The organism is Paenibacillus sp. FSL M8-0212, from assembly GCF_038004645.1.
Taxonomy (GTDB): Bacteria; Bacillota; Bacilli; order Paenibacillales; family Paenibacillaceae; genus Paenibacillus.
The window spans coordinates 2,826,824-2,853,234 of the sequence record NZ_JBBORP010000001.1; the positions used below are offsets into that span (position 1 = coordinate 2,826,824).

At 42.9% G+C, this 26,411-nt stretch carries 30 protein-coding genes and 2 pseudogenes; 27 read left to right on the forward strand and 5 right to left on the reverse strand.

Going from position 1 to position 26,411, the window contains the following annotated elements:
• Positions 1-9: 9 nt before the first annotated feature.
• Positions 10-282 (reverse strand): hypothetical protein, encoded by a 273-nt coding sequence (locus MKX68_RS12565; RefSeq protein WP_076212169.1) that lies wholly within the window; start codon positions 280-282, stop codon positions 10-12.
• An 18-nt stretch (positions 283-300) separates the two neighbouring features.
• Entirely contained in the window at positions 301-1,683 is a 1,383-nt protein-coding gene (locus MKX68_RS12570; protein ID WP_340911940.1) for a hypothetical protein, read from the reverse strand.
• A 104-nt stretch (positions 1,684-1,787) separates the two neighbouring features.
• On the opposite strand from MKX68_RS12570, the gene MKX68_RS12575 reads away from it, so the two are divergent.
• Positions 1,788-2,120, forward strand: coding sequence for a hypothetical protein (locus tag MKX68_RS12575; protein WP_253441756.1), 333 nt, complete (start codon positions 1,788-1,790; stop codon positions 2,118-2,120).
• A 23-nt stretch (positions 2,121-2,143) separates the two neighbouring features.
• Here the strand turns inward: MKX68_RS12575 and MKX68_RS12580 are convergent.
• Positions 2,144-3,184 (reverse strand): annotated as a pseudogene (locus tag MKX68_RS12580) (ISL3 family transposase); the annotation flags it as partial.
• Positions 3,185-3,450: 266 nt separating this feature from the next.
• Here MKX68_RS12580 and MKX68_RS12585 point away from each other — a divergent pair.
• The 16 genes and pseudogenes from MKX68_RS12585 (at position 3,451) to MKX68_RS12650 (ending at position 15,858) form a co-directional block, all read left to right on the forward strand.
• The gene (locus MKX68_RS12585) at positions 3,451-3,774 is read left to right on the forward strand and encodes a hypothetical protein (RefSeq protein ID WP_340911948.1); all 324 of its coding nucleotides are present in this window, start codon (positions 3,451-3,453) and stop codon (positions 3,772-3,774) included.
• Between the two features lie 261 nt (positions 3,775-4,035).
• Positions 4,036-4,359 (forward strand): hypothetical protein, encoded by a 324-nt coding sequence (locus MKX68_RS12590; RefSeq protein WP_340911950.1) that lies wholly within the window; start codon positions 4,036-4,038, stop codon positions 4,357-4,359.
• A gap of 313 nt (positions 4,360-4,672) precedes the next feature.
• Positions 4,673-4,834, forward strand: coding sequence for a hypothetical protein (locus MKX68_RS12595; RefSeq protein WP_340911952.1), 162 nt, complete (start codon positions 4,673-4,675; stop codon positions 4,832-4,834).
• Between the two features lie 667 nt (positions 4,835-5,501).
• Entirely contained in the window at positions 5,502-5,828 is a 327-nt protein-coding gene (locus MKX68_RS12600) for a hypothetical protein (protein WP_340911954.1), read from the forward strand.
• A gap of 674 nt (positions 5,829-6,502) precedes the next feature.
• Positions 6,503-6,697, forward strand: a pseudogene (locus MKX68_RS28695) (lipase family protein); the annotation flags it as partial.
• A 223-nt stretch (positions 6,698-6,920) separates the two neighbouring features.
• Complete coding sequence (locus MKX68_RS12605) at positions 6,921-7,244, forward strand: hypothetical protein (RefSeq protein ID WP_340911956.1); 324 nt, start codon at positions 6,921-6,923, stop codon at positions 7,242-7,244.
• Between the two features lie 176 nt (positions 7,245-7,420).
• The gene (locus MKX68_RS12610) at positions 7,421-8,641 is read left to right on the forward strand and encodes an S-layer homology domain-containing protein (RefSeq protein WP_340911958.1); all 1,221 of its coding nucleotides are present in this window, start codon (positions 7,421-7,423) and stop codon (positions 8,639-8,641) included.
• A 12-nt stretch (positions 8,642-8,653) separates the two neighbouring features.
• Positions 8,654-12,025, forward strand: a complete 3,372-nt coding sequence (locus tag MKX68_RS12615; RefSeq protein ID WP_445671069.1) for a DUF5704 domain-containing protein — start codon at positions 8,654-8,656, stop codon at positions 12,023-12,025.
• A 107-nt stretch (positions 12,026-12,132) separates the two neighbouring features.
• Positions 12,133-12,300 (forward strand): hypothetical protein, encoded by a 168-nt coding sequence (locus MKX68_RS12620; protein ID WP_340911961.1) that lies wholly within the window; start codon positions 12,133-12,135, stop codon positions 12,298-12,300.
• Positions 12,257-12,457 (forward strand): hypothetical protein, encoded by a 201-nt coding sequence (locus MKX68_RS28700; protein WP_445671115.1) that lies wholly within the window; start codon positions 12,257-12,259, stop codon positions 12,455-12,457. Before MKX68_RS12620 ends, MKX68_RS28700 begins: the two co-directional genes overlap by 44 nt.
• Positions 12,393-12,563, forward strand: coding sequence for a hypothetical protein (locus MKX68_RS12625; protein WP_340911963.1), 171 nt, complete (start codon positions 12,393-12,395; stop codon positions 12,561-12,563). Before MKX68_RS28700 ends, MKX68_RS12625 begins: the two co-directional genes overlap by 65 nt.
• A gap of 43 nt (positions 12,564-12,606) precedes the next feature.
• Positions 12,607-13,347 (forward strand): hypothetical protein, encoded by a 741-nt coding sequence (locus MKX68_RS12630; protein ID WP_340911965.1) that lies wholly within the window; start codon positions 12,607-12,609, stop codon positions 13,345-13,347.
• Between the two features lie 11 nt (positions 13,348-13,358).
• Positions 13,359-13,958, forward strand: coding sequence for a pentapeptide repeat-containing protein (locus MKX68_RS12635; protein WP_340915374.1), 600 nt, complete (start codon positions 13,359-13,361; stop codon positions 13,956-13,958).
• Positions 13,959-13,980: 22 nt separating this feature from the next.
• Complete coding sequence (locus MKX68_RS12640) at positions 13,981-14,118, forward strand: hypothetical protein (RefSeq protein WP_340911967.1); 138 nt, start codon at positions 13,981-13,983, stop codon at positions 14,116-14,118.
• 447 nt (positions 14,119-14,565) lie between these two features.
• Entirely contained in the window at positions 14,566-15,036 is a 471-nt protein-coding gene (locus MKX68_RS12645; RefSeq protein ID WP_340911968.1) for an immunity protein YezG family protein, read from the forward strand.
• A 576-nt stretch (positions 15,037-15,612) separates the two neighbouring features.
• The gene (locus MKX68_RS12650) at positions 15,613-15,858 is read left to right on the forward strand and encodes a hypothetical protein (RefSeq protein ID WP_340911969.1); all 246 of its coding nucleotides are present in this window, start codon (positions 15,613-15,615) and stop codon (positions 15,856-15,858) included.
• Between the two features lie 218 nt (positions 15,859-16,076).
• Here MKX68_RS12650 and MKX68_RS12655 read toward each other — a convergent pair whose 3' ends face one another.
• Together MKX68_RS12655 and MKX68_RS12660 are read right to left on the reverse strand one after the other, a co-directional pair.
• The gene (locus MKX68_RS12655) at positions 16,077-16,655 is read right to left on the reverse strand and encodes an NAD(P)H-dependent oxidoreductase (protein ID WP_338589170.1); all 579 of its coding nucleotides are present in this window, start codon (positions 16,653-16,655) and stop codon (positions 16,077-16,079) included.
• Positions 16,656-16,965: 310 nt separating this feature from the next.
• Complete coding sequence (locus MKX68_RS12660) at positions 16,966-17,556, reverse strand: TetR/AcrR family transcriptional regulator (protein ID WP_340911973.1); 591 nt, start codon at positions 17,554-17,556, stop codon at positions 16,966-16,968.
• A 114-nt stretch (positions 17,557-17,670) separates the two neighbouring features.
• On the opposite strand from MKX68_RS12660, the gene MKX68_RS12665 reads away from it, so the two are divergent.
• The 10 genes from MKX68_RS12665 to MKX68_RS12710 all read left to right on the forward strand — a co-directional run bounded on the left by MKX68_RS12665 (position 17,671) and on the right by MKX68_RS12710 (position 26,321).
• A complete protein-coding gene (locus tag MKX68_RS12665; RefSeq protein ID WP_340911975.1) occupies positions 17,671-18,699 on the forward strand; it encodes a phosphotransferase family protein in 1,029 nt (342 codons plus the stop codon).
• Between the two features lie 18 nt (positions 18,700-18,717).
• Positions 18,718-19,716 carry a glycosyltransferase gene (locus MKX68_RS12670; RefSeq protein ID WP_340911976.1) on the forward strand — a complete coding sequence of 333 codons (999 nt, stop codon included), beginning with the start codon at positions 18,718-18,720 and terminating at the stop codon, positions 19,714-19,716.
• 52 nt (positions 19,717-19,768) lie between these two features.
• Positions 19,769-20,053 (forward strand): hypothetical protein, encoded by a 285-nt coding sequence (locus MKX68_RS12675; RefSeq protein WP_076216814.1) that lies wholly within the window; start codon positions 19,769-19,771, stop codon positions 20,051-20,053.
• 111 nt (positions 20,054-20,164) lie between these two features.
• The gene (locus MKX68_RS12680) at positions 20,165-20,326 is read left to right on the forward strand and encodes a hypothetical protein (RefSeq protein ID WP_017691697.1); all 162 of its coding nucleotides are present in this window, start codon (positions 20,165-20,167) and stop codon (positions 20,324-20,326) included.
• Between the two features lie 98 nt (positions 20,327-20,424).
• Complete coding sequence (locus MKX68_RS12685; protein WP_338589158.1) at positions 20,425-22,506, forward strand: ABC-F family ATP-binding cassette domain-containing protein; 2,082 nt, start codon at positions 20,425-20,427, stop codon at positions 22,504-22,506.
• Positions 22,507-22,773: 267 nt separating this feature from the next.
• Positions 22,774-23,241 carry a hypothetical protein gene (locus MKX68_RS12690; protein WP_340911980.1) on the forward strand — a complete coding sequence of 156 codons (468 nt, stop codon included), beginning with the start codon at positions 22,774-22,776 and terminating at the stop codon, positions 23,239-23,241.
• Positions 23,241-23,525 carry a hypothetical protein gene (locus MKX68_RS12695; RefSeq protein ID WP_036671603.1) on the forward strand — a complete coding sequence of 95 codons (285 nt, stop codon included), beginning with the start codon at positions 23,241-23,243 and terminating at the stop codon, positions 23,523-23,525. Before MKX68_RS12690 ends, MKX68_RS12695 begins: the two co-directional genes overlap by 1 nt.
• Positions 23,526-23,529: 4 nt before the next feature.
• Positions 23,530-24,930, forward strand: coding sequence for a glutathionylspermidine synthase family protein (locus MKX68_RS12700; RefSeq protein WP_340911982.1), 1,401 nt, complete (start codon positions 23,530-23,532; stop codon positions 24,928-24,930).
• Positions 24,912-25,316, forward strand: coding sequence for a DUF350 domain-containing protein (locus MKX68_RS12705; protein ID WP_017691702.1), 405 nt, complete (start codon positions 24,912-24,914; stop codon positions 25,314-25,316). The genes MKX68_RS12700 and MKX68_RS12705 overlap by 19 nt, the downstream gene beginning before the upstream one ends.
• 57 nt (positions 25,317-25,373) lie before the next feature.
• Positions 25,374-26,321 (forward strand): nucleoside hydrolase, encoded by a 948-nt coding sequence (locus tag MKX68_RS12710; protein ID WP_340911983.1) that lies wholly within the window; start codon positions 25,374-25,376, stop codon positions 26,319-26,321.
• Positions 26,322-26,411: the final 90 nt, after the last annotated feature.

The window sequence follows — 26,411 nt, forward strand, 5'->3', positions numbered from 1 at the left end:
AACGTTATCCTAATTTCCCCGATCTGCACGCTCCATACGATATGTATACTTCACAAGCTCAATCTGTTGCTGCTTGAAATCTGCAATCCATTCTCCTAAAATGTTCTGGAAACGATCCATCTTTCTTCGCAATTCTTCCGCAGATTTACCTTTCCAATCTCCAATACTCTCATCAATGGATCTTACATGACGTTTGTTAGCTTCAAGCATATCCATTAAATCATTGATTTCCTTCTCGGCATTCATCAAATCAACTAATTCTACAACAATGCTCCGTGACATAGGCTTCGTCGCTCCTTTTTAACCCTCGTCGGCTTGTCTGAAATCTTCCGCTTTTTGATTAATATACTCTGCAATGATATGTGCTTCTTCTTCGTACCATCGGCTAAATTTGTGCAAATCACTTGTTAACCGATCCACAATAGGTTCAAGAGAGCGGCTATCACTGGACTCAATAAGTCTGAGAATGGCATTGGTTGCTGTGGGGAGGCTAGATTGAAATTCATTTACATGCTGCTGCATTTTTTGTCCGGCTCTTTGAAGATTCTCTAGTGAGAGTTGGATGGTAACCCCAGCACCGGCAGCGGCCATTTGTCCAAGAGGTCCTAGGTGGGCACCATACTTTTCAATTAATTTATTTACGGTATCCTTCATTTTTTCATTGGCAAGCAGGATATTTATGTATTCCGTGTACCTTGGATTTCCACCAATCACTTCACCATCTCGTGTATAAAGTGTATTTGTAATAAAGCCATTCTTGTCAAACTTGAAGTTCTCCAGGCCGTGGGCCTTTTCTCCACCGAAAGAATTGAATAATTTTTCCCCCATGCCTTGAGTACCTATTGGGAGTGTAGTAGATACAAAAGTGATATTCTTCCAAAAGGGTGTGGAAATACCCGAAGAAGTACCGCTTGATTTGGATATTATAGGTATAGTGATTTGAACATATCTATTATTTGCTTCCTCGTACGTCTTATTAATCATGATTGTATTGGCTGCATGCCGCGTCGATGAATTGAAAAAACCTGCTCCAACACCATCTCCTGGGTTGACATAAGCTGTGTTTTTCTTGTCATATTCTCCGGCATCTATTTTCTTCAGGATATCATCGGAGACAACTGCTCGAATGCTAGCTGGGTTGTATGTAGTGGATGACAGGTTGTTTCTAACAGAGACGTATTGAGCAAGCGCTCCTCCCAGTGAATGTCCTGTAGTAGAAATTTCTGCTTGTGGGTATTCTTTTCTAACGGATATGTATAATTGATCTGCCTGATAGAATTGATTATTTTCATACTGAGAGTTAGGACCATATACTTGAGGAGATATAAGTTTTTTTTCAGCCTCATTTAAATTCGGGTTGTTATGGACACTTGTCCACTGTTGTTCTGTGTATTTGGTACGTCCCCCAATTACGTCTTTAAGGTCCGTTCCGTAGTCTGTTATCACGCTCTTAATGGGGCGGTCAGGTGGCTCAGTTCCTCTGTAACCAATGATGACTTGATCCGTTTTTTTATTATAGAAAACTTCAGCATGAAATCCACTTTTCTCGTCATCGAGCATACCTGAAGGTTTGATTACTTTCCAGTCGGTATTTGTAGGAAAGTTATAGCCAGATTGTATACTATCTCTATAGACTTCTTGTGAGATAGTATGATAGATTTCATCACTAACAAAATTACTCATTAAGACACACCCTAATTATAATAATTTAAAGCTACAAGTAGTATTATTTTACCATATATACTAAACTGTATATAGTATTATTTTTCTGTGAAAGGAGAGTTTTTTTGTCAAAAAACAAAAAGATTATTATGTTTTTTATGCTTTTTCTTATAATATTCACTGTATATTATAAAATATCTGAATCTAAGAAACAGGATTTATATGAAAGAGTAATACCGATTGGTGAAGCTTACTTTATGGAGTATTATGATGCGGAAATATATTTCACAAGATTTGACATTAATACCCCCGTTTCAAACGACATTATTCTATACGGCTATGTAAAGGGAGACGAGAATACACAAGTATCTCTTTCAATCGATTTAGATACACTAGAGCCTCAATTAGAAATGGGACCACAGGATTTTATAAATAAGCGTAAGATTCCGTTTAAATAATATAATATTAATTTTGGCTCAATCTAAAAACTAGTGGTTGAATTTTTCAATTCGTTGAAGTAACGTCGGTTGCATTCAACTAAGATACCAGCTCTGTAGCACGTGCGATTACGTGTGAAGTAGTGTCGACGCTGGTAAGCTTTGATCCGGTTATACCGTCCTTCAACAGTCGCATCTGTAAAACGACAGTGATGGTAATTCACGATCTCTTCTTGCCAGTTTCGCATGGTTTTCAATGTGCTCTGGACGGCAGGATGATCGATGTTCTCTCCTTGCTCTAACCATCGATTGAATCCCAAGCGAGCTGCGTTGACGTTGGTAGAACAGTCGTACCACTGCGAAAATGATTCCTTCCATTCCCAGACGCTGCGTAGCAACGGAGAGAAGGTAAGTAGGCTTTCTAATTGTATTTTGCTCTGTTCAGAAAGCTGATCCATCGGCGGATTCAGCAATCGATGATGACTTTTCAGGATGGCTTTAGCCCGGGAAGATAGCCTGTGCTGAATCGATTTTCGAATCTCTTGAACACTGTCGATGACATAACCATGAACATGGAAGCGATCCGCAATACGAATCGTCTGGGGAAAACATTCGGCAATCCACGTGTGATAGGCCTTAGCAAGGTCCATCACAACGGCTTTGGGCTTTAAGGCTAAAAAGCGGGGATTTACTTGAGCATACTCGCGTAAGTCTTCCAGCTTCCGTCCAGCCCAAAGATCCAGCATGGTTTCGCCACGTAGATTGTGAATGCCGGTATTATACGTAAGTCCTTTTTTGATCGCGAAATCGTCAATCCCGAGTACCAGATTCGAACAGTCTGTAGCTTCGTGCCATGCCTGTTTCGTCAAGCGCTCGCATGCTTCCCGATGCATTCGCTGCACTGTACTTGCAGGCGCTTGTTGCATGTGTGAGCTATGCACTGCTGTAGAGCCGAGTGCTTGTTCGACGGTTTGAGCACGAAAAGCCTAGCTGTATCGTTGTTTAGGCCCCACAAACTCGTAGCTCCAAACGAAACCTATTTGGCATGCCGTGCAGGTCATGCGGATCGCTGAAATATGCAAATAGCGGTCAAGACTACGTTATGAAATATTTTGGTGCAAATATAATTTTCACAAAGTATGAATTAATACTCCTGTTACAGAGGATACGTTCTGTATGGTTACGTAAAAGAAGATCAACAAATACGAGTATCACTCTCTATTAATGTAAATAAAATTGAACCAAGAAATTCAATGGATCCGAACCATTTCATTATGAAGCGTGACCCGCTTTTTAAATAATGCAAAAGGTGGTGGTATTGCTCCATTGTATGAGGAGTGCTTGATATCAGATGAGTTCTAAACTAAAAGTTTCATTGACCATTTTAGTGATCTTAGTTTTATCGGTGAGTGGATGTGCAATTACATACCAGGTGAAAAATAATAATATTGTCAACAAGGCTACTCTCATAGCAATTGAATATTTTAAAAGTAAGTATAATGTTACCGTTAAATTCACAGATTCTCAGGTTTTTCCAGGTTATATAGATTCGAAGGTGGTATTGTATGGATATGTGGAGCACGATGTAAAAGAGACATTTTCTATTGCGATTAATTATAATACTTATGAAGTTAATTATGTAACTGGACCAGACTGGATGTTTGAATCGGACTAACTTTTTGGACAAGGGGCCCTTATTTGAAAAAAAAATGGTATTTATGTGCCTTCAGATGGCAAGAAGATTAATTATGAATATATAAGCATAAACTCTAAGTCGGGGTAGGTCTTGGTCATCCAGTATCTCTTCCCATTAATGTAGACACTCTTGAACTAAGAAATGCATGGGGGCCAAACCTTTTCATTTTATCAAGCGTATCCGCTGTTGAAATAATGTATAATTTTGCAGTATCTGTTCCGTAAAGAGGGGTAATATTAATTGAGTCTTAAAATGAAGGTGATTTTGATAATCTTTGCGTCTTTAGTCTTATTAGTGAGTGGATGTGCAATTACATATCAAGTGAAAAATAATAATATTGTTAAAAAGGCGACTCCCATAGGAACTGAATATTTTAAAAGTAAGTATAACGTTACCGTTAAATTTACAGATTCTCAGGTTTTTGCGGGTTATGTATATCCACAGGTTGTTTTATATGGATATGTCAAGGGTGATGTTAACCAGAAAATTTCTATTGCGATTAATTATAATACTTATGAAGTTGAAAATGTAGGTGGGCCAGAGTGGATATTTCAATCGGACTAACTTTTTGGACAAGAAGCCCTAATTCCACATAAGATTCTTTAGACATGGCTTGTAAAGCTTATCAAGAACATAACTGTATTTATTTTCCAAGATAGTTATTGTTAAAGTAATACATATTATTCCTGATAGAATCAAAGGGTGATTCTTATTAAAATTAATTCTAAAGTCCTGTTGATTATTATATCTATAGTAGTTTTGTTTATTTGTTTTTTAATTGTTAAGAATTACTTGACTGATAAACAAATTGTTGAGAAAGCTACGGTTATAGGCGAGAAGTACTTTATAGATAATTATGGTGTGGAGGTTGAATTTGTTGACTCACAAGTTGTGGCTTCTTATATTACAAACTAGAGTGGTGCTATACGGATATATTGTAGGTAAAGAAGAAGATAAGATTAAAATAAGTTTGGATTACCGTGATTTGGAAGTTACAGGAACTGGTATTCCTTTAGATCTTAAAAAGATTGGTGAATAGAAGAACAAATTTTACTTATTGAAGAATATAAACTTATTTGATATCAGATGAGTCCTAAAACTCAAGATAGTATTGATATATTTGCGTCTTTTGTCTTATTGGAGAGTGCTTGCACAATACATACCACGTGAAAAATAATAATATTCTGTACTTGCTCAAAATCAGTTCCATGAAATGTGAATAAAGACAAACCTGACTCTCTGCGTAAAATAGAAGTACCGCAAACCACCCCCCGCAGAGGAGAACAAGATATGTCTCATGCGTCTAATGTATCACAAGAAAATCTATGGAATAATTGGTTAGGCGAGTGGAAACCTCCACCTTATTTCTCAAAAACTATCCTTCACCACATCAAACACTCCGTCGACGGCATGCTCTCGACCGGATTTATAGGTACCTTAACGGATATTCAACGAGAAAGCTTACAGGAACGAGATCACCGAAAAGATTATCAAGTTAATGCAGTATATGTTAGTTCAACGGTTATCCTGTATGGGAGAATCCATGATCAACAGGAAAAAACGTTTACTGTATTTGTAGACTATCGGACATATGAGGTAAGTCTCGTTTCAGTCCCTGTTGGATATGATCCTCCTGATCTTTGAGGAACGGTTCATCCTCATCCGCTTTTTGTTATAAATACTTTGGATTGAATTGAGGTTGTTCTTTGTCGAAATACATCAAGCTTCTTATCTTATTTTTGGTGATTATTAGTATGATTTTTATATATAGTAAGATATCAGAGGCAAAAAAACAGGCGTTATATGAAAGAGCAGTACCTATCGGTCAAGCCTATTTTATGAAATATTATGGTGCAAATATAATCTTCACAAAGTATGAATTAAATACTCCTGTTACAGAGGATATTGTTCTGTATGGTTACGTAAAAGAAGAGCAACAAATACAAGTATCTCTCTCTATTAATATAAATACACTTGAACCAAGAAATGCAATGGGGCCGCACGAGTTCATAATAAAGCGTACCAGAAGGTAGAGTGGGACAAGATTGGCCGTTGGGTATGGATCGGGAACAAAGACTTCCGGAGTACAGATGATAAGGTGTTTAAGTTAACCAAGTTAAGTGATTTTAAAGCATATACACAAAGCATTGAATATTTTTAAAAAACTTGAAGAAAAAAACTTACCCTGGCGTGAAGATTATCAAAGAGAGTGATTTACCGATCCGACTAGGGAATAGTCAAGTGGCGTACAGCATTGATTTGGTAAAAGGTCCTGTACGTAGCGGCAATGTGGTACAGATTAGAAGTAGTGTCAGAGGAAATCCTATCTCGTTCGTAGTAAAGAATAGTTTTCAAGGGACGTCAGGTGCTAGATGCGGACTTTTATAAATAATGGTGATAAAACAGGAATGAATAATTATCCAGTAGTAAGTAGCTTGGATCTCTTTCAAAATGGAAAATTCGTAGAGAATTAACATTACACGAAGTTCAAACTTTCTTCGGCAGATTATATTCTCCTACGGGATGGAGCTTTGGACAATTAGGCTGTAGCTATCATTAATCCTTTCAAGTAAGGGGCTATGTTTTGAATGAAAAGGACCATCAGTTCAATACTCAGTTTCAGTTTGATAATCATTTTGTCCTCTGTGCTCGTCCTATTTACTTATCATTTCGGTAAAGCTGAAGCAACTGTTTAGTTGATGCCTCTGAACGGATTCAACAGAACCTTTTCGAGTATACCGAGAGCAGCCCATAGTCAGCGACTTGTACCGATTGTGTGGGATCTTCAAATGAGTATTAAGCAGTTGGATGAATGGCACCTGGAGCATACGTCGGAACTAGTGGACTACATTAATCAAAAGGGGAGAAGATTTTTATACAAGTAGATTCCGGAGCACAGTGAAAATTTACATAGTAGTAAAAGAACCTAAACGAACTAAATCTAACTAATCGGAGAGTGGAACAATTGAAAAAAAATGTTATCCATATCTCTCTATTAATGTAAATACAATTGAACCAATAAATTTAATGGATCCGAACCATTTCATTATGAAACGTGAATTCCTGTTTAAATAATGCAGAAGGTGGCGGTATTGCTCCATTGTATGAGGAGTGCTTGATATCAGATGAGTTCTAAATTAAAAGTTTTATTGACCATTTTAGTGATCTTAGTTTTATCGGTGAGTGGATGTACAATTGTATATCAGATTGAGAATAATATCATCATCAAAAAGGCTACTCCTATAGGGATAGAATATTTTAAAAGTGAGTATGATGTCACGGTTGAATTTACAGATTCTCAAGTTTTTGATGGTTATGTTTATCCAAAGGTTAATTTATATGGTTATGTTAACAACGATATCAATGAGAATGTTTCTATTTCCATTAACTATAATACTTATGAGGTAGAAAACGTAGGTGGTCCAAAGTGGCTGTTTCAATTAGAATAAATTTTTTGGATCCGAAGGGTCATATGTAATAAATGGAAGAAATCAGTGCCCTTTTTGAAGCTTAAGAAAATTAAAGTGATTAATTGAGATGTTGATTAGAGCATATGGTACTCAATAAGTAACCAATAAATTTGAATTGTTCAAATAGAAAGTTACTAAAACCTTACATACGGAGAGTGGAAAAGTTGAAAAAAATAATATTACCCATAATGAGCGCTGTAGTGGTCGTATCGACATTAATTTCTTCCCAGGCTTCTGCCGCAACAACGACCTTCAAAGATGTACAAGCTAATCACTGGGCAAAGTCTGCTATTGAATCTGCGGTTTCCAAGGGATACTTCAAAGGATACGGTAATGGATTGTTCAAGCCCAATGCTTCGGTAACAAGAGCAGAATTTGCGTCCCTAATTTCACGAGTAGCCAAAGACATGTCCTTTCCGGAAGATGCCCAGACAGATTCATTCAAGGATCTGAATGGACACTGGAGCAAAGCAGAGGTAGATCGGGCAATCAGCTTGGGCTTCATTAATACCAAAGACTATCCAAACGGATTTAAACCAAGTACTCCGATTACTCGCGAGGAAATGGCTAAATGGTTGAGTTCCGGATTGGTCGCATCCAGTGCTGAGTATAAAACAGCATTTGCTGAAACGAAAGAAACGTTACTTCCAGTCAAAGAGTCCTTTAAACCAGGAATTGCTCAAGATAAAATTCCTTATCTCGCTGTTGCAATAGGAACCAACTTGATGAACGGTTTTCCGGACGGATCCTTTGGAATGGACAAATCGACCACTCGGGCTGAATCTTCTGCTATTTTGTTGCGACTCGAAAATGTACTGAAAAAGGATGCGGTTGCATTTGATGATTTAAACGAGCTACGTATGGTAGGAATAGAAAAATCTAATCTTGAATTAGTATCTAGTTTGACAACAGGCAATACCTCTATCTCTGATATTTCAGGTAAGAGAAAAACCTTTAGAAATGGATCTGGGAGTCTGGTGTTTCACCGTTTAATTGCTGTGAATGTGCAGGAATGGAATAAAAAGAAAAGCATCTATGCGCCACTCTTTGTCGCATCAGATGATAAGTCCTTTTATGATGAAATGAGAAATGTACTACCAGTATTTTCGGAAATCACTATTTATCCTAAGGCTAAAGACTTTGATGTAATTCATTATTTAAATGGTGTTATTGATTTTACAGGTGGATCTAAAATAGTAAACAAATTGCATGAAAAGTATGGGTACATTAGTTTGCCTAACATGAATACAAAGCAATTCTTCAAAGAAAACAATAAGGGAGTAAGACTATGGGTTGCTAACTACATTGATCTCAATAACCCGAATTCCCAATTTGATATGGACGGTGGATCTTTTGCTGTGATCAGAAAGAAATGAGGTTAGTTTAGAATGAAGAAGTATGTTTTTACTGTTTTGTTTACCTTCATAATTGTATATCTTACATTTGCATTATCTTATACATCATATGCAAATTTTAATAAGGGTTACCCAAATAAAGGTATTGAAGTTAATCCTAGTGGATTAGCCAAAGGTAAACAATCAATAAAGGTAATGGTGACAGGAACTGCCTCCCCTCACCCTATGACAGTATGGACGCAAGGTGACGGTGATATTTGGTCAGCAACAAGGAATGAAGGTGCTGATCGAGTAACAACCACCACATATGGAAGTGGAGTAGATGCCGTACCAAGAGGAGATGAATTTGTAAAAGACAAGATTAATACTCAAGACTATGTTCCAGCATCATTAAGTGATGATAAACAAAATCTTTTCAGAAGACAGTATGTGAAATCATTAGGCATAGAAGATATTAACTATGTCTCGGCCCCAAGTTATACAGTTGAGCCTGGATCAAAGCCGGAATATGAAAAAGGTAATTTGTTTGCAATACTAAGAACAAAAACAGGATACCCAAAGCAAGCAACAAAAAAAGAACCTTATGGTGGTATTAGACCTGATGGACATCGTAAATATCAAGCGACCTATGATACCCCGTTAAAAATCGACTACTCCGGTTATGTTACGGAAACAAAAGAAATCCGTGTCCGAGAAGACATGCAGCTTCAGGTTAATGATGTAAAATCATTGGTTGCGGAGATCCGAACTAAGGCATACGACCAAGAAGAATTCGGTAACTGGGTGAATGTCTCCAAGCGTGCTGAACAAATCGAATGGAGTTCTAACCAAAAAGAAGTAGTTTACGTAGAAAAATTAACAGGGCAAATTGTTGCTAAAAACGTTGGAACGGCAATCATCACCGCGAAATGGAAGAATTCCAAAGATGGCCCATATTACATTTATGAAAATGTAACGATTACGGTTGGCGATACGCCACCACCCGAAATTCCGGAAAAGCCAGATGCGGCATGTGCAGAGTCACCTGCCGGAGAAATGACAGGGGAGAGAATGGATCCTAATGCAAGCGCAGTTATTAAGGCCGATCAACGTGGAAGTGAGCCATTTGACGTACTGCAAGGTATCCCTACCTCTGAGAGTTTATATGGCAATGTATTTGGTCTAAGTTACCTATTCCAAAATAAGTTTGTGAATATGCAAGGCACTTGTACATATACCGTAGTGGTTGAAAAAACGTATAACAAAACGTGGACAGACGAAAAGAAAATTTCGGATGGTAAAGGTGGTACGACAACGGTATCAACTCCAAGATCTAGAGATGTCAAAGTACCCTACACCTATACTGTGAAACGGGATTTCGAGTATTGGAAAATTGACACTTTGCTTGTTTATGAGATAACCGATGCGATTCTAAAAAACTATGCTTTACCACAGATTGAACTATATCCTGCTGATTATCGTAGTCCCATCTATGCGGCGGCTACGAACGGTACCTTTTACGCACCCAATACACCGGCTGTGTTAACAGCGCCTTCACAGCCAGTGCCGGGAGGGACCAGCGAACCTCCAACACCAACAGATGATCTCTCATCAATTGCGGAAGATGCTGTGCCAAAGGTCCAAGTTAAGAATGACTATTTGAAGTTTAATGGGGCTGTTGTCATGGACAACGCAAAAGTAGAAGAAACGGGGCCAACGCCAGGTCAGATCGCAGAACCCCAAATGATTGGCAAAGATGTTCTGTACAGTCCTGACAATGAAATATCCAAAACCTTGTTAAATAAGAAGGATACGCCTAGCACAGGCGAAATCCGTTATGAATTAATGAGTGGAAATGTTAATGATGGCAATGAGGAAGAAACCTTTGAAATTCCGGGGATTAACACGGTCACTGTGCATACTCCAGTCGTGAACTATTCTCTTGTTTCAGACGATCAGCCTCATAATCAGAAAACGATACCGAATATGGATCGATCTGCCCTTATTTTGGAGCGGCCGTTCACAGTCCGTATCCCCACGAGCGGACAGCATTTGGATGTCAACTCTTATCCGGGATATGGGGATCGGGATTATGCCAAATATTATCGAATCAAACAGGTGCGGTTTCCGTTTGACGTATACAGTGCCGACCGGACACAGTTTTACCCGCGGAGTACATGGATCGATATTCCGGTGGACGTGCTCGATACCACCTTTTATCTGCCTGTGTGGGTAGATGAGGGAGATTACCAGGTGGAGTTCCGTAATATTGCAGAGAATGCACCTGCCGATTTTGAATCGATGTCCAGGAGCAATGCCCAACCCGATGCCAACACAGATCTAACCTATCATCTGGCCAGCGACGAAGTATCCGTGGAGGTCATTGGGAGGCTATACGACTTTGAAATCACGGACATTGCAGACTACAACTGGGAGCTTGTTTTCCGGCGATTTAAGGGCAGCATTGCACCCACCTGGATCAGCTACTGGACAGGAACGCAGGGAATTGATGGTGACAAACGAGGGAACAAACCACAGTTCACTGTACCGATTCGCCCAGGCAGTCATCCGCTGCAAGGGTATCAAAATGTGGCTGTGAAGACGGGATATCACTTTAAGTTTGATTTCAAAACCAAGGGCAATATGTTCGGGTCCAGAGACGGCATTCGCCTGACTCCAACCTTTGATTTTGTCAGCAAAGACGGGAAAACACGCGTGCCGGTAGATCTGTATTACTCGACGAACCAGCGAGGTTTTATTCGTATTGGTTCAGCAGAGGATCAAGTCAAGCGGTTTGTCATTCTCAATGATCGGTTACGTCAAGTACCTTCGGAACAGCTACGAGATACGGCGACCTATAAATATAATCGCTATGGCGAAATTCATCCAGGGATGATGAGTGAACGTACGTATCAGGAGTATTACCGGGATAAATTTACGAAGATGAAAACTCCTGTAGGCGGATACAGTTTGCTTCTGATGCCGGAGCAATTACGTACGTTTATCGGACCCAAAACGAATATTCCGACGAACGCAAGTGCGGATGTACTTCGTGCAAATGCTGCCATTCAGCAGTGGTATGGAGAATATAGTCTGCCCGCCGAGCCTTACGTGGTTCAAGCAGGAACCAATCTGGCCGAGTATGGGCGTACCCATGGTGGTTTGGATGCAAAGTCACCCATCTTCTTGAAGAACGGTTATATTGTTGTGAACTTTAACTTGGAGTCGATCCAGGAAGGGAACCTGAGGGCTCCGCATCTGCAATATATCCATGCACCGCTGATGAACCAATGGTTGCTGGAAGGATTTCAGCGTCAAGTCGAAGATAGCTATGGCAACTCGTTCACTTTAAGGGACGGAGATGTGGTTTTCTACCATGCCGATCGTTCCAGCCGGGATGATTTCAGTGCACAGGTGCCACATTAAGCGAGAACGTGCAGCTAAAACAAGCACGAAATATGCCGAACGTTTAGAACACAATAGGTTGAGATAAGGAAGACATAGAGTCCGGCATTGGACAGATGGAGAAAGCGATGAGCAGAATTCAAGTAACCCCGGAGCGTTTGTTTGAAGCCTCACGAGAGGTTGAACGGACTCGCGCCGCGAATGGGAGATACACGCGAGGAACTCGTTCGATTGATCCGCTGGATGGAATCGATGTGGTCCGGGATGGTGCGAGAACGGTTTTTAGAACGATTTGAAGAAACTCAGCCCCGCATGATCGAAACGCTGGAGCATTTGACCCACATCGCGAAGGAACTCCGAGACATTGGTGTCCGTTTTCAGCAGGCAGATGAGCGGAGCGGCAGTGGCAGGTACCTTAGCTACGATGTCTATCGGGCTGAAAGCAGCGAATAGTTCTAGTGATAAAGGATACCGGATGGCGTACAATTCGCAGTGGCATATGTGGCTACCGGTTAATGAGAAGGGCGTGACAGATCAGGCAGCCCCTTCAGGCGTATGAGAAGGACAAGGGTAAACTGGATAATAGCAGCTTGAGTGAGGGGATGGGAGCTGTCGAGCCTCCGAATCAGGATCTAATCCAGTTACAGATTGAAGCATTAGAACGGAGAGTGAATCCTTTTACGGGAGAGCCCGTCACTGACGATTACGCCAAGATGATGATATCATCCCTGAAATGGAGTCAAATCGTTGCCGGAATCGGGCTGGTCACCGGAGGTCTATCAGGCGGAAAAGGTCCTTACAAAGGACGTGGGACCAATCCGGCAATCGCCAAGGTGAAACAGACCATTAAGGACGCGAAAGCGAAGAGAGAGCAGTCGAGTAAGAGTACTGGGGGCTCGGTTAAAGGTACTTATACTGGAGGAAGAAATCAAACAGAATTAGATGATTTAGCTCGTGATCCAGCAAGTAGTGGAAAAATAGAGCCAAAAAATATAAGGGGAAGAAAAGTTGGATTAGCGGTAGAAGAAAGAGGTGAATTAGGAAGGTTAATACGTGATCCTCAAAGAGAAAATGGAGCAGAATTTATTGATACATCTTCAGGCTTAAAGTGGGACGTTAAAAGCTTTGAATCTTTTCCAAGTGGTAATAACGGGATTCATGTAACAAATCCCAAAAAGGGTGCTTTTACCATCCAACAAGGTATGAAAAAGCTACAAAAAGAATTTGATAATGGAAATATTGTGATTATTGATACGAGAAAAATGGAAGGTGAGCATATTAAACAAATGAAAAAAGCAATTGCTGAAGGAGGAGTAGCAGATAAAATAATATGGTATCCTTAAGGGGTGTGGAAATGGAAGTAAATCTCAGTAAGGAATTTGAACTTCATAAAAAATGGATTGATACAATTGGTGAAGAAGGTGAAATGTTAAATTTAGATGGGGTGGATTTAAGAGGAGTAGATTTATCCAATAAATTGGTTGAACAAGCATATTTAATAGAATGTAACTTTGATGAATTGAAATTGGAAAACATTGATTTTCATACATCGTTATTATGCTCATCGACATTTAAAAATGCCTATCTAAATAACTGCGATTTTTATAAATCTGATCTTAGATATGCAGATTTTTCTAACTGTATCATTAAAAAATCTAGATTTAGTAAGAGTGACTGTTGGGAGGTGGGATTTAAAAATGCAGTTTTAATAGATTGTAAGTTGAATATTGCACTTTTCTATCTCACTGATTTTAGTAATGCAAAATTAGAAGACGTAGATATAAGTTTATCGACATTTGAAGAAACATTATTAAAAGGAGTGACATTAAAAAATATTAAAGGTGTAGGAGAGGCTCATATAAAAAGTATCAATATTGGGACCCAAGAAAAACCAATTATTCTACTAGGTGAAGAAGCTAGAAAGTGGCTAATAATGAGGATAAACCAGGATTAATAACTATCCAGTAGTAAGTAGCGTGGATATCTTTCAAAATGGAAAATTCGTAGAGAATTATGATTACACGAAGTTCAAGCTTTCTTCGGCAGATTATGTTCTCTTGAGTGATCGCGATTTGGACGAGTACGCTTTTGCCATCATCAATCCATTCAAGTAAGAAGGGGCCGATCAAGATGAAACGAACGATTAGTTCCTTTTTAAGTCTTGTACTTATATTGTCCTCAGGTGCTTGTTATATTCATGTATTATCCAGGTAAGGTAGAAGCAGCCGTACACTCTATTAGTTCAAACAGACTCTTACAAGACAAGGATAATCCTAATCTGTATTAATTTGTAGGGATGGTTTATTACGAAGGGGAAATAGACCGATAAAGGGTTAATATTAAATAAGTGCTAAATTGATGTTAAATTACATAATATTGTAAAAAAAGACGCTCCCATAGCAAAAGAATATTTCAAAAATGAGTATAACGTAATAGTGGAATCTACAGATTATCAACTTATTGCTGGTTATCTGAGCCCAGATTCATTAAAAATGATCTATCGAATTGGTAACAAAAGACCAGTTACTAAACGAATATTACATAAAGTCGGAGATTAATTAATGGAACAAAAGATGAACGAATTGTATAGAACAATTGCAGAAATCATAGATCAAATGATACCAGTTAATTGGGAGGACTTTTTTTTTAATGGTGAAGTGGAAAATGGAGAAGGAGGAGTCTTCTTTTTCTTTAAGCCTGAAAATGGGAGCGAGTATATATATTCTCTTGATATTTTAAATGTTAATTCAGAAGAATATAATCATTTAGAGACTAAATTGTTTGAAGTTACAAATGAGTTAAAAAATTTATTTTTAAACGAAGGACAAGATCCATGGTTTTCAATAACCATGAAGCTTACATCTGAGGGGAAACTAAATATAGAATACGATTACACGAATTGGGGGGAATCCAACTTTGGCCCTTCAGACAGGTTAGAATATTGGGAAAGTAAATATCTGAATCATATTCCACAAGAAGAGAATGACAGAGTGAAAATTGAGAAAATGAAAGAGTTTGAAGAAGTGAATTAGATTATTTTTCTTTGGTAGTAGGGCTACCCAGTGCTGAGTAACTAAGTATCCAACAGCAGTTTTAACTGATGTAACACACTTATAAAGATTTCTGAATTCGATTGTGCGCACATCAAATCCTTAAAGTTTACAACATAAATAAGGTTATCGCGCTTCATTATCAGGTTAATTATGGTAGCTATTACCATGGATCAATCTTTTTTTATTTTGTGTTTGGAAACAAGCATAACTTAAAAATATAATCGCTATAGCGAAACTCATTTGCGGTTAGCTACGTTTGAAAGAGTATTGCTAAAAGGAGCTAAATTAACTGGGGTTCGGGGGCTAGATGAGGCTTTTATAAAAAGCATCAATATTGGGACGCCAGAGCAACCAAAAATTCTAGTAGGTGAAGAAGCTAGAAAATGGTTACAAGATAATAAGCAGATCCTTTACAACAGTAGAGATTAGGCCGTACAATACACAACCAACAATGCCACAATATGAGCTAGCCGCCCGTGTTGTGGTCTTTTTTTACCCTCTATAAGCACTATAATTGGTCAGATAGTGTATATGAATAATTAGGGAGGTGAAGTTTTGGCAACTTATGTTCTGTTAGTTAAAGAAGAAGAGACAGAGAATTTTGTAGTGTACAAATTTGGTCCTGATGAAAACTCATTAGGGAAGATAAAGTTAAGTAAATCGGATGGGGAATGTGAGGAAATAGAAAAAGTTCCGGGATCCGCTACAAATTTCTATTATTTACGTGCAGCTTCAAAATTAATTAGAATCTTAAGAGAGAATGACGGCGTTTTTCCAGATAGAACGTCTTATGCTTCTTAAGGGGGAACGGTTCTCTATGAGTAGATTCGACCCAGTACCAAATGAAATTACTAATAACACTATAGCATTGAACAGGTCAATTATGGTTGTATACTCCCATGATTGACCTGTTTTAGTTAGTTTCCTTTTATACAAAACAAACTCAGCAAATAGCGTTTTGATTAAACTTTACTTTTACACAATGTACCTGACCATGGCGACGATGGATATCTACTCAGTTACCCCATCTTCCGCCCAAGCTGTTCAATCTTATCCAACCAATTCTTTCTCTGTTCATCTGACTTCTTACCAACTTGATCTACAGTTGTTATCCGAACAGGTTTGATGCCAGTCAGTGCAAATGTGGAGATTTTCATCATTTTATGTGCAGGCTCACCCTGGAACCACTTGAAGTACCAGCTCGGACCATCCATCGTAGTGATCATGCGAGCGGTGCGGCCTTTGAGCAGTTGATCCGGGAAAGGTTTTCCTTTTTGATACTTGAAGGCGTAACCTGGCATGAAGATTCGGTCAACGAAACCTTTCAGCAGGGCAGGTGGTCCTCCCCACCAAATTGGGAACACCCATACGAGATGTTCGGCCCACTTGATTGCTTCTTGGGCCTCCAGCAAATCTGGTTCAAGTGGAAGTTTATTACGATATCCTCCTTCCAGATTCATGTTGAACGCGAGTTCGTTCAGGGTAATCATGCGGACGTCGGCACCCGCTTGCACCGCACCTTTGCGGTACGCCTCGGCGATTGCACCGTTGTAACTGGGGGAGACGGGATTGCCTTGAATAATTAATATTTTTTTCATGGAAGATGACACGTCCTGACTATTTTAGTTAATGAACACTAACCTCATGTGCAAAAAGAAAAGGTCACGTATGACCCGGTAATCCATCTGTATATCCTGATGGTATGTTGACGATTCTCTTTAGAAGTTATTCAAAAAGTCCGCTTTTGATTACAAATCATGCCTAGCGGCATCATCCGCATCGAAGATGGGATTCAGCTGAGATAAGCGGATGTTTACGAAGGTTGTTTGCTTCGGAAACAATGTAGTTGCTCACGTCGTTTTCCCTACGCTCCGCTACTCCATTTCTAGCTTCATCCCATCTCCCTCGCTACTCCTGAGGTACGTTTCCCAACATTGATGCAAGTCGGTGAACCGTCTCCCCAGTGTAGGGTACCAACAACTCTGGCAGTTCACCCTGCATACTGGAGACCGCCATGCGTGTGATTGCACCGATTACCAGAACGGCTGTGAGCCGTGAATCCTGCTGAGGCAGCTCGCCCCGCATGATTCCCTGATCGATCAGATCCATTAACGCATCCAACGGCTGACGGTAATCCTCGCTGCTTCCGGCTTCAATGAATATTTCATGATTCTGTGAAATCAGCAGCAGTCCGTAGGGATCTTCATCATGCAGATGGAGAACCTCGGTAACCAGTTGCTTGAAGCGTTCCAGCACCGGACCTTCCTGTCGAACATACCCGTCAATCAGTGAAGTATAGTCCGCACAGTATTGGGTGAAGGCTTCCAGTGCAACGGCATCTTTGTTTTTAAAATGTTTGTAGATCGCCGCATCGGTTACTCCGGCGGCGTCACCGATCTCTTTGACGGATATGCCGTCAACGCCTTTGGTTGCGAACAAGCGCATCGCCGCTTGTAGGATATCTTTCTTTTTGCTGTCCACATGAGATTTGTTCTTCATGATTGTATAGTAAGTGATTACTAACCAAAATGCAACAAGCAATTTTGAAAATCTGAATTGATACACTGAATAAGCGCTTACGAACAAAGCTTGCAGGCTTGTGAACAGCGACGTATGATGAATAGAAATCAACATCGGAGCAGCAGCGAGAACGAAACGGATGGTGGATGCGTGAAAGAAGAGATGGATGCATACAGCTGGGTGACGCCCGAAGGAATGCTGAATGATCAATATATAACAAGCCGTGAACAGTTGTATCAAGGAATGAACGGACGATATGTGGAGCGATTCACTGTTCCTACCGGTGAAAGTTATATTTTTAAACCACTGACGAATCCTGCACAGCATGGACGGGAACGATGGATGTACGAGCGTGTAATGTCTGGTCTACCACAGATCTATCCACAGCTTATTGCAGCGTCGGATCTTACCATTGCACCGGCACAGAGCTGGATGATCTACGAGGATCTGGGGCAACTGGTGCATGATTCGCAAGAAGTGACGATGCTTGGGGTAGCGGTACATATGGCAACGTGGCATGCGTTGTCTGTTACGGATTGGAGTGAGCTGCCTCGCGTGGGGCAGAAACCGTCTATTCGCACGATGTTGGATGAGTTACAAATGCACAGACTATCTACGGACGACCTGTTGTCCAAGCTGGATATACGGTTGTCTCCATCGGATTGGGACAAGATTGCCACGTTGATTCTCACAGCTGAGGAGCAACTTCCAACCGTTTTATGTCACGGAGACTTGCATCCAGGTAACATGGCGGAGGTGGACGGCAGACTGGTCATCTTGGATTGGGAGCATGCCCATCTGAATACGCCGCTGTGGGACGTAGTTCATCTAGTGGATCTCTCGCATCCGCTGTTTCCCAGAACGGTTACGCCTGCATTGCGAGAGCGGGTCATTGATGTTTATTTGGACAAACTTTGTAGACTGGGCGTGCAGATTGAACGGGTTTCTTTTGCAGAATGGTACAACGCCTATGCTATTGTATTCTCGCTCTGGATGCTGCGTTTGATTGACGGTGACCTGAGAAGTGAGGCATGTGTGTGGCCGAAGGAACAGTTGCGTAACCAGTGGCATGAGACGGCAGCAACGCTGGAACAGTGCATGAAGCACTTGGGTGAGGAATAGAAATGAGGGGTGAGAAGCTTGCGTAAAGTCGGACTTGTTATGCGTAAAATTCAATTCACGGAAGCACAGGGGCCACGCGTATTTGCGGATCGGCTGAAGCAGATTGGTCTGGAGCTGGGCGTGGATATTGTGTTCATCTCGCCGGAGCGTCATGTCAGCGGATACGACTGGTTGCCGGGGTATGAGCATGAGAAAGGTGACCTGGTGAACTACGATATCGTGCTGGACCAGATTTATAGCCAAAATATAGAGCATGTCATCTACACCGTATCCGGGTTTACGTTTTTGAAGATGTTCTTACCGAAGAGTGTATTGTTCCCGCACAGTTTCCCCGATCCCGCGCTAACGGGATATGAGATGATGAAGCCATTTTATACGATGGTGGATAAAGCCATTGTGCAGACCGAGTTTTTGAAAACAGAACTGGGCCGCAATTTCGGCGTACATGACGTGAACGTCATCCCGATTGGCTTTAGCGAAGAGCTGGCGAACCGGCACTATGACCCGAGCCAGGTCGTGCATAATCGGGTGCTCTGGATCGGTCGGGATGAAGCGAATCGTCGACCGGATCTGGTGTTGGAATATGCTCGGCAGAACCCGGACAAGGAAGTGTACATGGTATTCGGCGGTGTGCGCTATCGGGAAACCATGAAGAAGTACGACATTCCTGCCAACGTGAAGCTGAAGTTTGCGCTCACACAGGATGAGATATTTACGTTGATGAATTCTGCGAAGGTGTATTGGAACTGTTCGGCCTTTGATACGTTTGCGATGCCGCTGACGGAAGCGATGGCGATGGGCAAAATGGTCGTGAAGCCGGAGCATGCTTGCTACGGTCACATTCGATCCACGCATGCCTTTGCAGGCAACGAGGATAACTGGTTTGAACTGGTGAACATGGCTGCGGCCGCGCCGCGCAGTGTGTCAGAAGACAACCGTGAGTATGCGTTTGGTGCTTTTTCGCGCACAAAGATGAAAGAAGGGTACCGGAACTTTTTCTCGGATTGGTTGAAGTAACGTAAGGTCTGTAACACAGGCTTGATCCATCCAGCAACAGGAGGGGAACCTTATGGAAGTACTGATCTTGTGGACATTGGGAATGTGGGCGGTGCAGCTGCTGATTGAATGGCTTATCTACCGTTTGCAAGGACGTCGAATGACGTGGGTTCAATATATATTGCCATGTGTGGCCTTGCTTGGCGGTGCCGTCGTAATCATGATCAGCATCGATATTGGCGGGTGGAACGGCATCGGATATGCCCTGCTTGGCGCATCACTGGGTACCTCGGGAATGTTAACACTTATTACGGTGGCGATCAGGGATGTAATGCTTCGGCGACGGGGCAGGGATTAATCAGAGCAGTAGCTACTGTGGAGTAAGGATGAATTGGGCAATGGGATGGTTGCAGGAATGCATTCGTCTGTGATATATTGACATTAATTATGACAGGGGAGGTGAAGACAGGTGAATCACGAGATGCTTAACAACCGTATTAGCCAGCTGCCGATTGCTATGGCTGGCATTGTTCATACTTTTCTGACCAACGGGAGAAGTCTGTCCAATTTTGAATATACGGAAGTTAACATTTGCGAGAAGATGCCTGCCTTGACCTCATTCGGACGATAAGCGATATTGCTTGAATTCTGAAGGGCCGCGGAGCTAACCTCCTGCGGCTCTTTTTGTGTTGCGGTCAGGATCTTCCATACCATAGGAGGAACCTTATTATGATGATAATTAGCGCGCAACAACTGACTCAATACCATGGAGCACATCTGGTGCTGGACGGCATTACATTTGAAATTATGGAAGGTGACAAGGTTGCTCTGATCGGCCGCAACGGAAGCGGCAAGACCACACTTATGCGCCTGATGGCAAGACTGAACAAGCCGGATGAAGGGCAATTGATGATTAAAAAAGATACACGGACCGGTTACGTGGCACAAGTTCCAGAAGGACTGGATGACCATACCGTCCTGGATGTGCTGAGCCTTGGATTCAAAGAGCTTATGATATGTCGCACGCAAATGAAGGAAATGGAGCAGCAGATGTCCGATCCGGCATGTGCAGCAGACCCTAATCAATTGGAGCGCCTGTTGAAACGTTATGCAGCGCTGCAAGACCAGTTTGAGCGTGAGGGTGGATACGAAATGGATGCGCGGATCGATCAGGTGGCGGACGGTCTGGATATCGCCAAGGCGCATTATGAATGGCGCTTCGGTTCCCTGTCCGGTGGGGAACAGACCCGGGTTGTGCTGGCCTCGCAGCTGATCGTAAAACCTGATCTGTTATTGCTGGATGAGCCGACAAACCATCTTGATCTGGAGCGGGTCGAGTGGTTGGAAGGATTTTTACGAGAATATCCCGGCACCATTGTCCTGATCTCGCATGATCGCTATTTTCTGGATCGGGTCGTGAATCAAACACTGGAGCTGGAGGATGGAGAAGCGGAAACGTCTGCTGGCGGTTATACGGAATATATGAAAGTGAAGGAACAACGGCTGTTGCAGCAATTCGAAGAGTTCAAGGAGCAGCAGAAGGTTATCAAGAAAATGAAAGAAACAATTCGCCAACTGGAGGAATGGGGTCGTGTGGGCGGCAATGAAAAGTTCTTCAGACGGGCGGCTTCTATGCGTAAAGCCATCGAGCGGATGGAACAGGTGAAGCGTCCTGTGCTGGAGCGCCGCAATGCCGAATTCGATGTGCGTCCTACGGATCGAACGGGTAAACGGGTAGCGGTATTGGAACAGGTCGAAAAGAGTTATGGCGAGCGTGAAATCCTGCGCGGGGTTTCGGGTCTGCTGGAATATGGGGATAAAATTGCACTCATTGGCCGCAATGGTTCCGGCAAGACGACCCTATTCAAGCTGTTGCTTGGTGACGAGCAGCCCAATGCGGGCAAGTTGGAGTGGGGGGCACGTGTGGATGTGGGGTATCTGGCTCAACAGGAGGAACCTACGAATCCAAAGCTGAACGTACTTGAATACTTCCGTCTGGAAGCGGGCGTGGAGGAAGGAGAGGCACGTGGCATTCTGGCTCGATACCTTTTCTATGGAGCGGATGTATTCCGCTCTGTCGGGCAATTATCCGGCGGGGAATGGACGCGCTTGCGGCTGGCCCTACTGGTGCAGCGTAAACCCAATGTACTGCTGCTCGATGAGCCAACTAACCATCTGGATATCGCATCCAGAGAAGCGCTGGAAGAGTCACTGGTTGATTTTGAAGGAACTGTACTTGCCATCTCGCATGATCGGTACTTCGTCAATCGCCTCGCTTCCCGTGTCTGGGAACTGGAGAACGGGCAGATGACCGCTTATCTGGGAGACTATGAGGCGTATCGCGAGAAGAAGCTTGATTTGCAAGCTCGTTCGGCGGCGACAACTCAGGCTACAGCAGGAGTGGGAGTTTCTTCTCGTGGAAACGCCAAGTCTGAGGTGAAGTCAGGTTTAACGTCTGCGCCCGGCGGGACTACCAGATCAGGGAAGAAATCAGAAGCAATCTCGGCATTGAACGGTTCCACTGTTGCAGCTATCGATGGAAGTCGAGATCATGAAGCTTTTACTGAATCAGGTAAGGCGTTAACTCCTTCAGCAACAGCTGTATCGAATCATAGAAACAGCAGTGGCAACAAACAGTCTGCGGAGAAGCTGGAACAGACTTTGGCTCGTCTTGAGGCACAGATTCAGGTGCTGGATCAACAGCTGGAAACGGTGCAGAACAATCCGCTTGAATTGGAACAAATCTGGAATGAACATGAGCAATTGTCCGCTGAATACAATGATCTATTGGCCCAGTGGGCTGAGTTATAAGTCTGAATGGCATGAGCATAAGATTGAACATACGAGGTCGGAGAATCTTCTCCGGCCTTTTTGGGCCGGAGTTACATACCAAACGCGGAATTACTTGTTTTTTCAAGCTTTGTTGATCCGAGATTGGGCGACAACCTGTTCTTATTTTTACATGTCATGGGGAATAGTGTAACTTTTTACCTCCACATGCGTTAAATACGTTTGTATGAATTGAAACGGCTCACCTAAGAGCTCGCAAAAAGGGAGGTTATCGGTATCTATTATTCATTGACGTATCGGAGTTGGTCGGATGATCGACAGGCGGAGACGGGAGTGCTGGAACAGACTTCAGTCACGCGAGATGAACTGTTTATGCGCAAACTGGTGGATGCCACTCTGGTGAAAAACAAACTCTGGGCGCATCTGTCCAATGAATGCCAGGATGGGCGGGAACATGCAGTATATGTAACGGCGTATGAGCAACAGATGCCGGATGAGTACGGTGCAGCCATTGCGGATGCTGCGCTGGCGATGTGCAAAATGTCTTCCATGTACAGCGCAGAGTATATGTTGTGGAATGGACGTTCATTTCAGGAGTTGGAACTCACAGCGTCATTCACCTATACGATGGAGCTTGCCGAACAACTGTTGGACCATTACATGGTTCGCGATGGCAAGACGTATGAATTCCTGTATTCCGTGCTGGATGCGGATCGCAAGAAAGTGTTGTTTTATATGAAAGAGGTGGATCTGTAATGAGTGACCAAGAGCGGGGGCAAGCATCGAAACCCGGTTCAAAAGCAAAGCTGGTTGCGTTCTCCCTGATGCTGGCGGTACCTGCCGTGTTATCGGGTTGTGGCAGCAACAATGATGAATGTGACCCGGAGTATGATACCGGATGTGAATATGATTCCAGCAGTGGGCACTATTACTACGGTGGGTCGTCGTATCGAAGCAACAAGGACAGTAACAGCTCCTATAGCAAATCCAAGTCCAAATCAAGCGGCTTCGGTAGCTTCTTCCGCAGTTCGGGAGGATAACCGGATGAGGCAAGTGGTTCAACTGCCGTTTAGTCACGAAGAGGTGTTTCAGGGTGAAGCGGGACAACAGATTCCATACCATCGAATGTACGGGAAGCAGTATTGTGTGCCTGCATTGACGGTCTATTCTCCCTCGGAGATACAAGAGCTGCGTACCGCAGCTGAGGCGGTAGACGGCATTTATTGTAAAGTGATGCGATTTATCCAGCAATACATGCCGGATTCCTTTTTGGAGCATCAGTTGGGTATCCATCCCGGGCTTATTCCGGCGGCACGTATGGAGATGGTAACTGGAGGCATTACCCGTCAGGACTGGATTATTGGAGAGGCTGGGCCCAAGTGTATTGAAAATAATACGGACACTCCAACAGGCATACCGGAGGCTGCTGCATTAGAAAATATCCTGGTCGGTCTTGCTGAGGATGCTACGCTAACTGCGCCATCTGCCGAGATGGATACGCGTATTCGGGAGTGTTTCAGGATATGGCTGGAATTCTATACAAACCATGGATTGCAGGGTCCGGTGACGTTTACTTCTTTTGGCGAACATGTCGAAGATCGAACAAATACGGAATACTTGATGAGACGTTGTCGTGAAGCCGGATACGAAGTCTTTTATGCTCCACTTGAGGAACTGGAGATTGTTCCGGGAGAGGCGCTTTACCATAAGGGTCGGGAGATTAATCTACTGTATCGCCTTTATCCACTGGAGTATCTGATCGATGATCGGGATGAGACGACCGGGGTGGACATTGGTGCTGCACTACTTGATCTTGTACGTGAGGGACGGCTGGGCCTGATGAATCCCGTTCAGCATGTCCTGATGCAGAGCAAAGGCTTCATGGCGGCGATCTGGTCGCTCTACGAGCGTAACGAGCAAACCCCGGAATATTGCGGGTTTACCCTCTTTGATGAAGCAGAAATGGATGTGATTTCCCGATATCTGCTACCCACCTATTTTTCGGCTGAGCCTTTCGAGCTGAATGCCATACCGTATGTATCCAAAAGTTATTGGGGACGCGAGGGCAGAGGTACTCTTTTGCTGGATGGAGGAACGAACAATGCCTTTGGAAAGCAGGATATGGAGCATCCTCTTAACGAGGCGCTGGAATCCAATCTTGCAACTGGGGCAACAGACGAGGATGAAGAGATTGCAGCTTATTACGAAAACCAACCCAAAATCTATCAGCAGCTGGTTCCGATGGAACAGGCCGTGATCGAGACGGAAGATGGAGCGTACAGCGGTTATCTGCTTACAGGGGTGTTTGTTATCGGTGGGCGTTTGGCTGGGGTGTTACCCAGGGTTGGGGAGAAAGTAACTGGAGATATGGCTTATTATTGCGCGGCTACGGTTCGTGAACGGATGAATGATGAGGAGGAGAAGGAATGGAGAACTTGGGATTAAACCTCGTGAATGTGGCAGTGGGTGTAGGCATTCTGCTGGTGGTATTGGTATGTGGATATTTCGCTTTTAGCAAATTGACCCGGTATAACGATAGTGAGGAAATCGCCAAAGGTAACGAGGCGGCAGGCATGTACATGGGCAGCAAATTGTTGGGACTGTGTATTATTGTGGGCATGGTATCTTTCTCGACGCACTCGTGGTTGGATATGCTGCTGTGGTCGGCGTTTGGAATTATTGTGCTGTGCCTGGTCTATATTATATTTGATTTCCTGATTCCCAAAATGCGGGTATGTGACGAAATTGCACGAGGCAATATGGCGGTAGCGCAACTGCTGCGTTCGATTATCATCGGCGTTTCCATCGTCATTGGTACATTTTTGATGTAAAATAAGACATAGTGTTTTATAGAGTTTACTATCAAATGGAAGAAGGAGCGCGGCATCATGAGAAGAGTCATCATCGATACAGATACAGCAGGAGACGATACAATTGCGATCCTGACGGCATTGCACCACTTTCAGGTGGAAGGTATCACCATTACGGGCGGTAACGTACAATTCGACCAGGAGGTTGAAAATGCCCTGTACACGGTACAGGTTGCTGGACATGGCGGCAAGGTGCCTGTGTATAAAGGTTGCGAGCGTCCGCTAATGTCCTACGGAAAGGCTCAGCACCGTACAGTGGAAGATGTGCATGGCGATGATGGTATGGGCGGCGCACATTTCCCGAAGGCGGAGCAGCGTCCCGAGAGCGGGCATGCGGTTGATTTTATCATTGAGAAGGTGCATGCACATCCGGGTGAAATTGAACTTCTGGCGATTGCCCCGCTGACCAATATTGCAATGGCGATCCAGAAAGACCCAACGATTATTCCAGAAATTGCTCACCTGTACATTATGGGCGGAACGAATAATGCACTGGGCAATATCACACCAGCGGCGGAGTATAACTTCTACGTGGACCCGGAAGCGGCGAAAATTGTACTGCATGCGGGCATTCCAATCACGATGGTTGGCTGGGAAATGTGTACGCAATATTCAGTCATGGACGATGACGATCATGCAGAGATTGCAGCTCTCGGAACATCGGGTGCCGATTTCTTCACCGCAATCAACAAAGTGGTTATGAAGTTCAACAAGTCGGTACATAAACTCAATGGCACCACTCATCCGGATACGTTGTTGATGGCTGTAGCCGCAGATGAATCCATCATGACCAAGTCGGGTCAATATTATGTGGATGTGGAAGCTGCAGGAGAACTGACACGTGGATACAGTGTGGTTGATATCAACGGACGTTTTGGCAAAGAGCCCAATGTACGTGTCTGTGAGGGCATTGATCGGCCGAAATTCAAATCCATGCTACTGGATGTTCTGTCAGCGATTCAATAAACGCAGGAATTTAACTGCAGGAAAAAGAAGAAAATCCGTGCCTATCCCAGGTACGGATTTTTTATTGCCCATTTTTGGAATAACTACTTC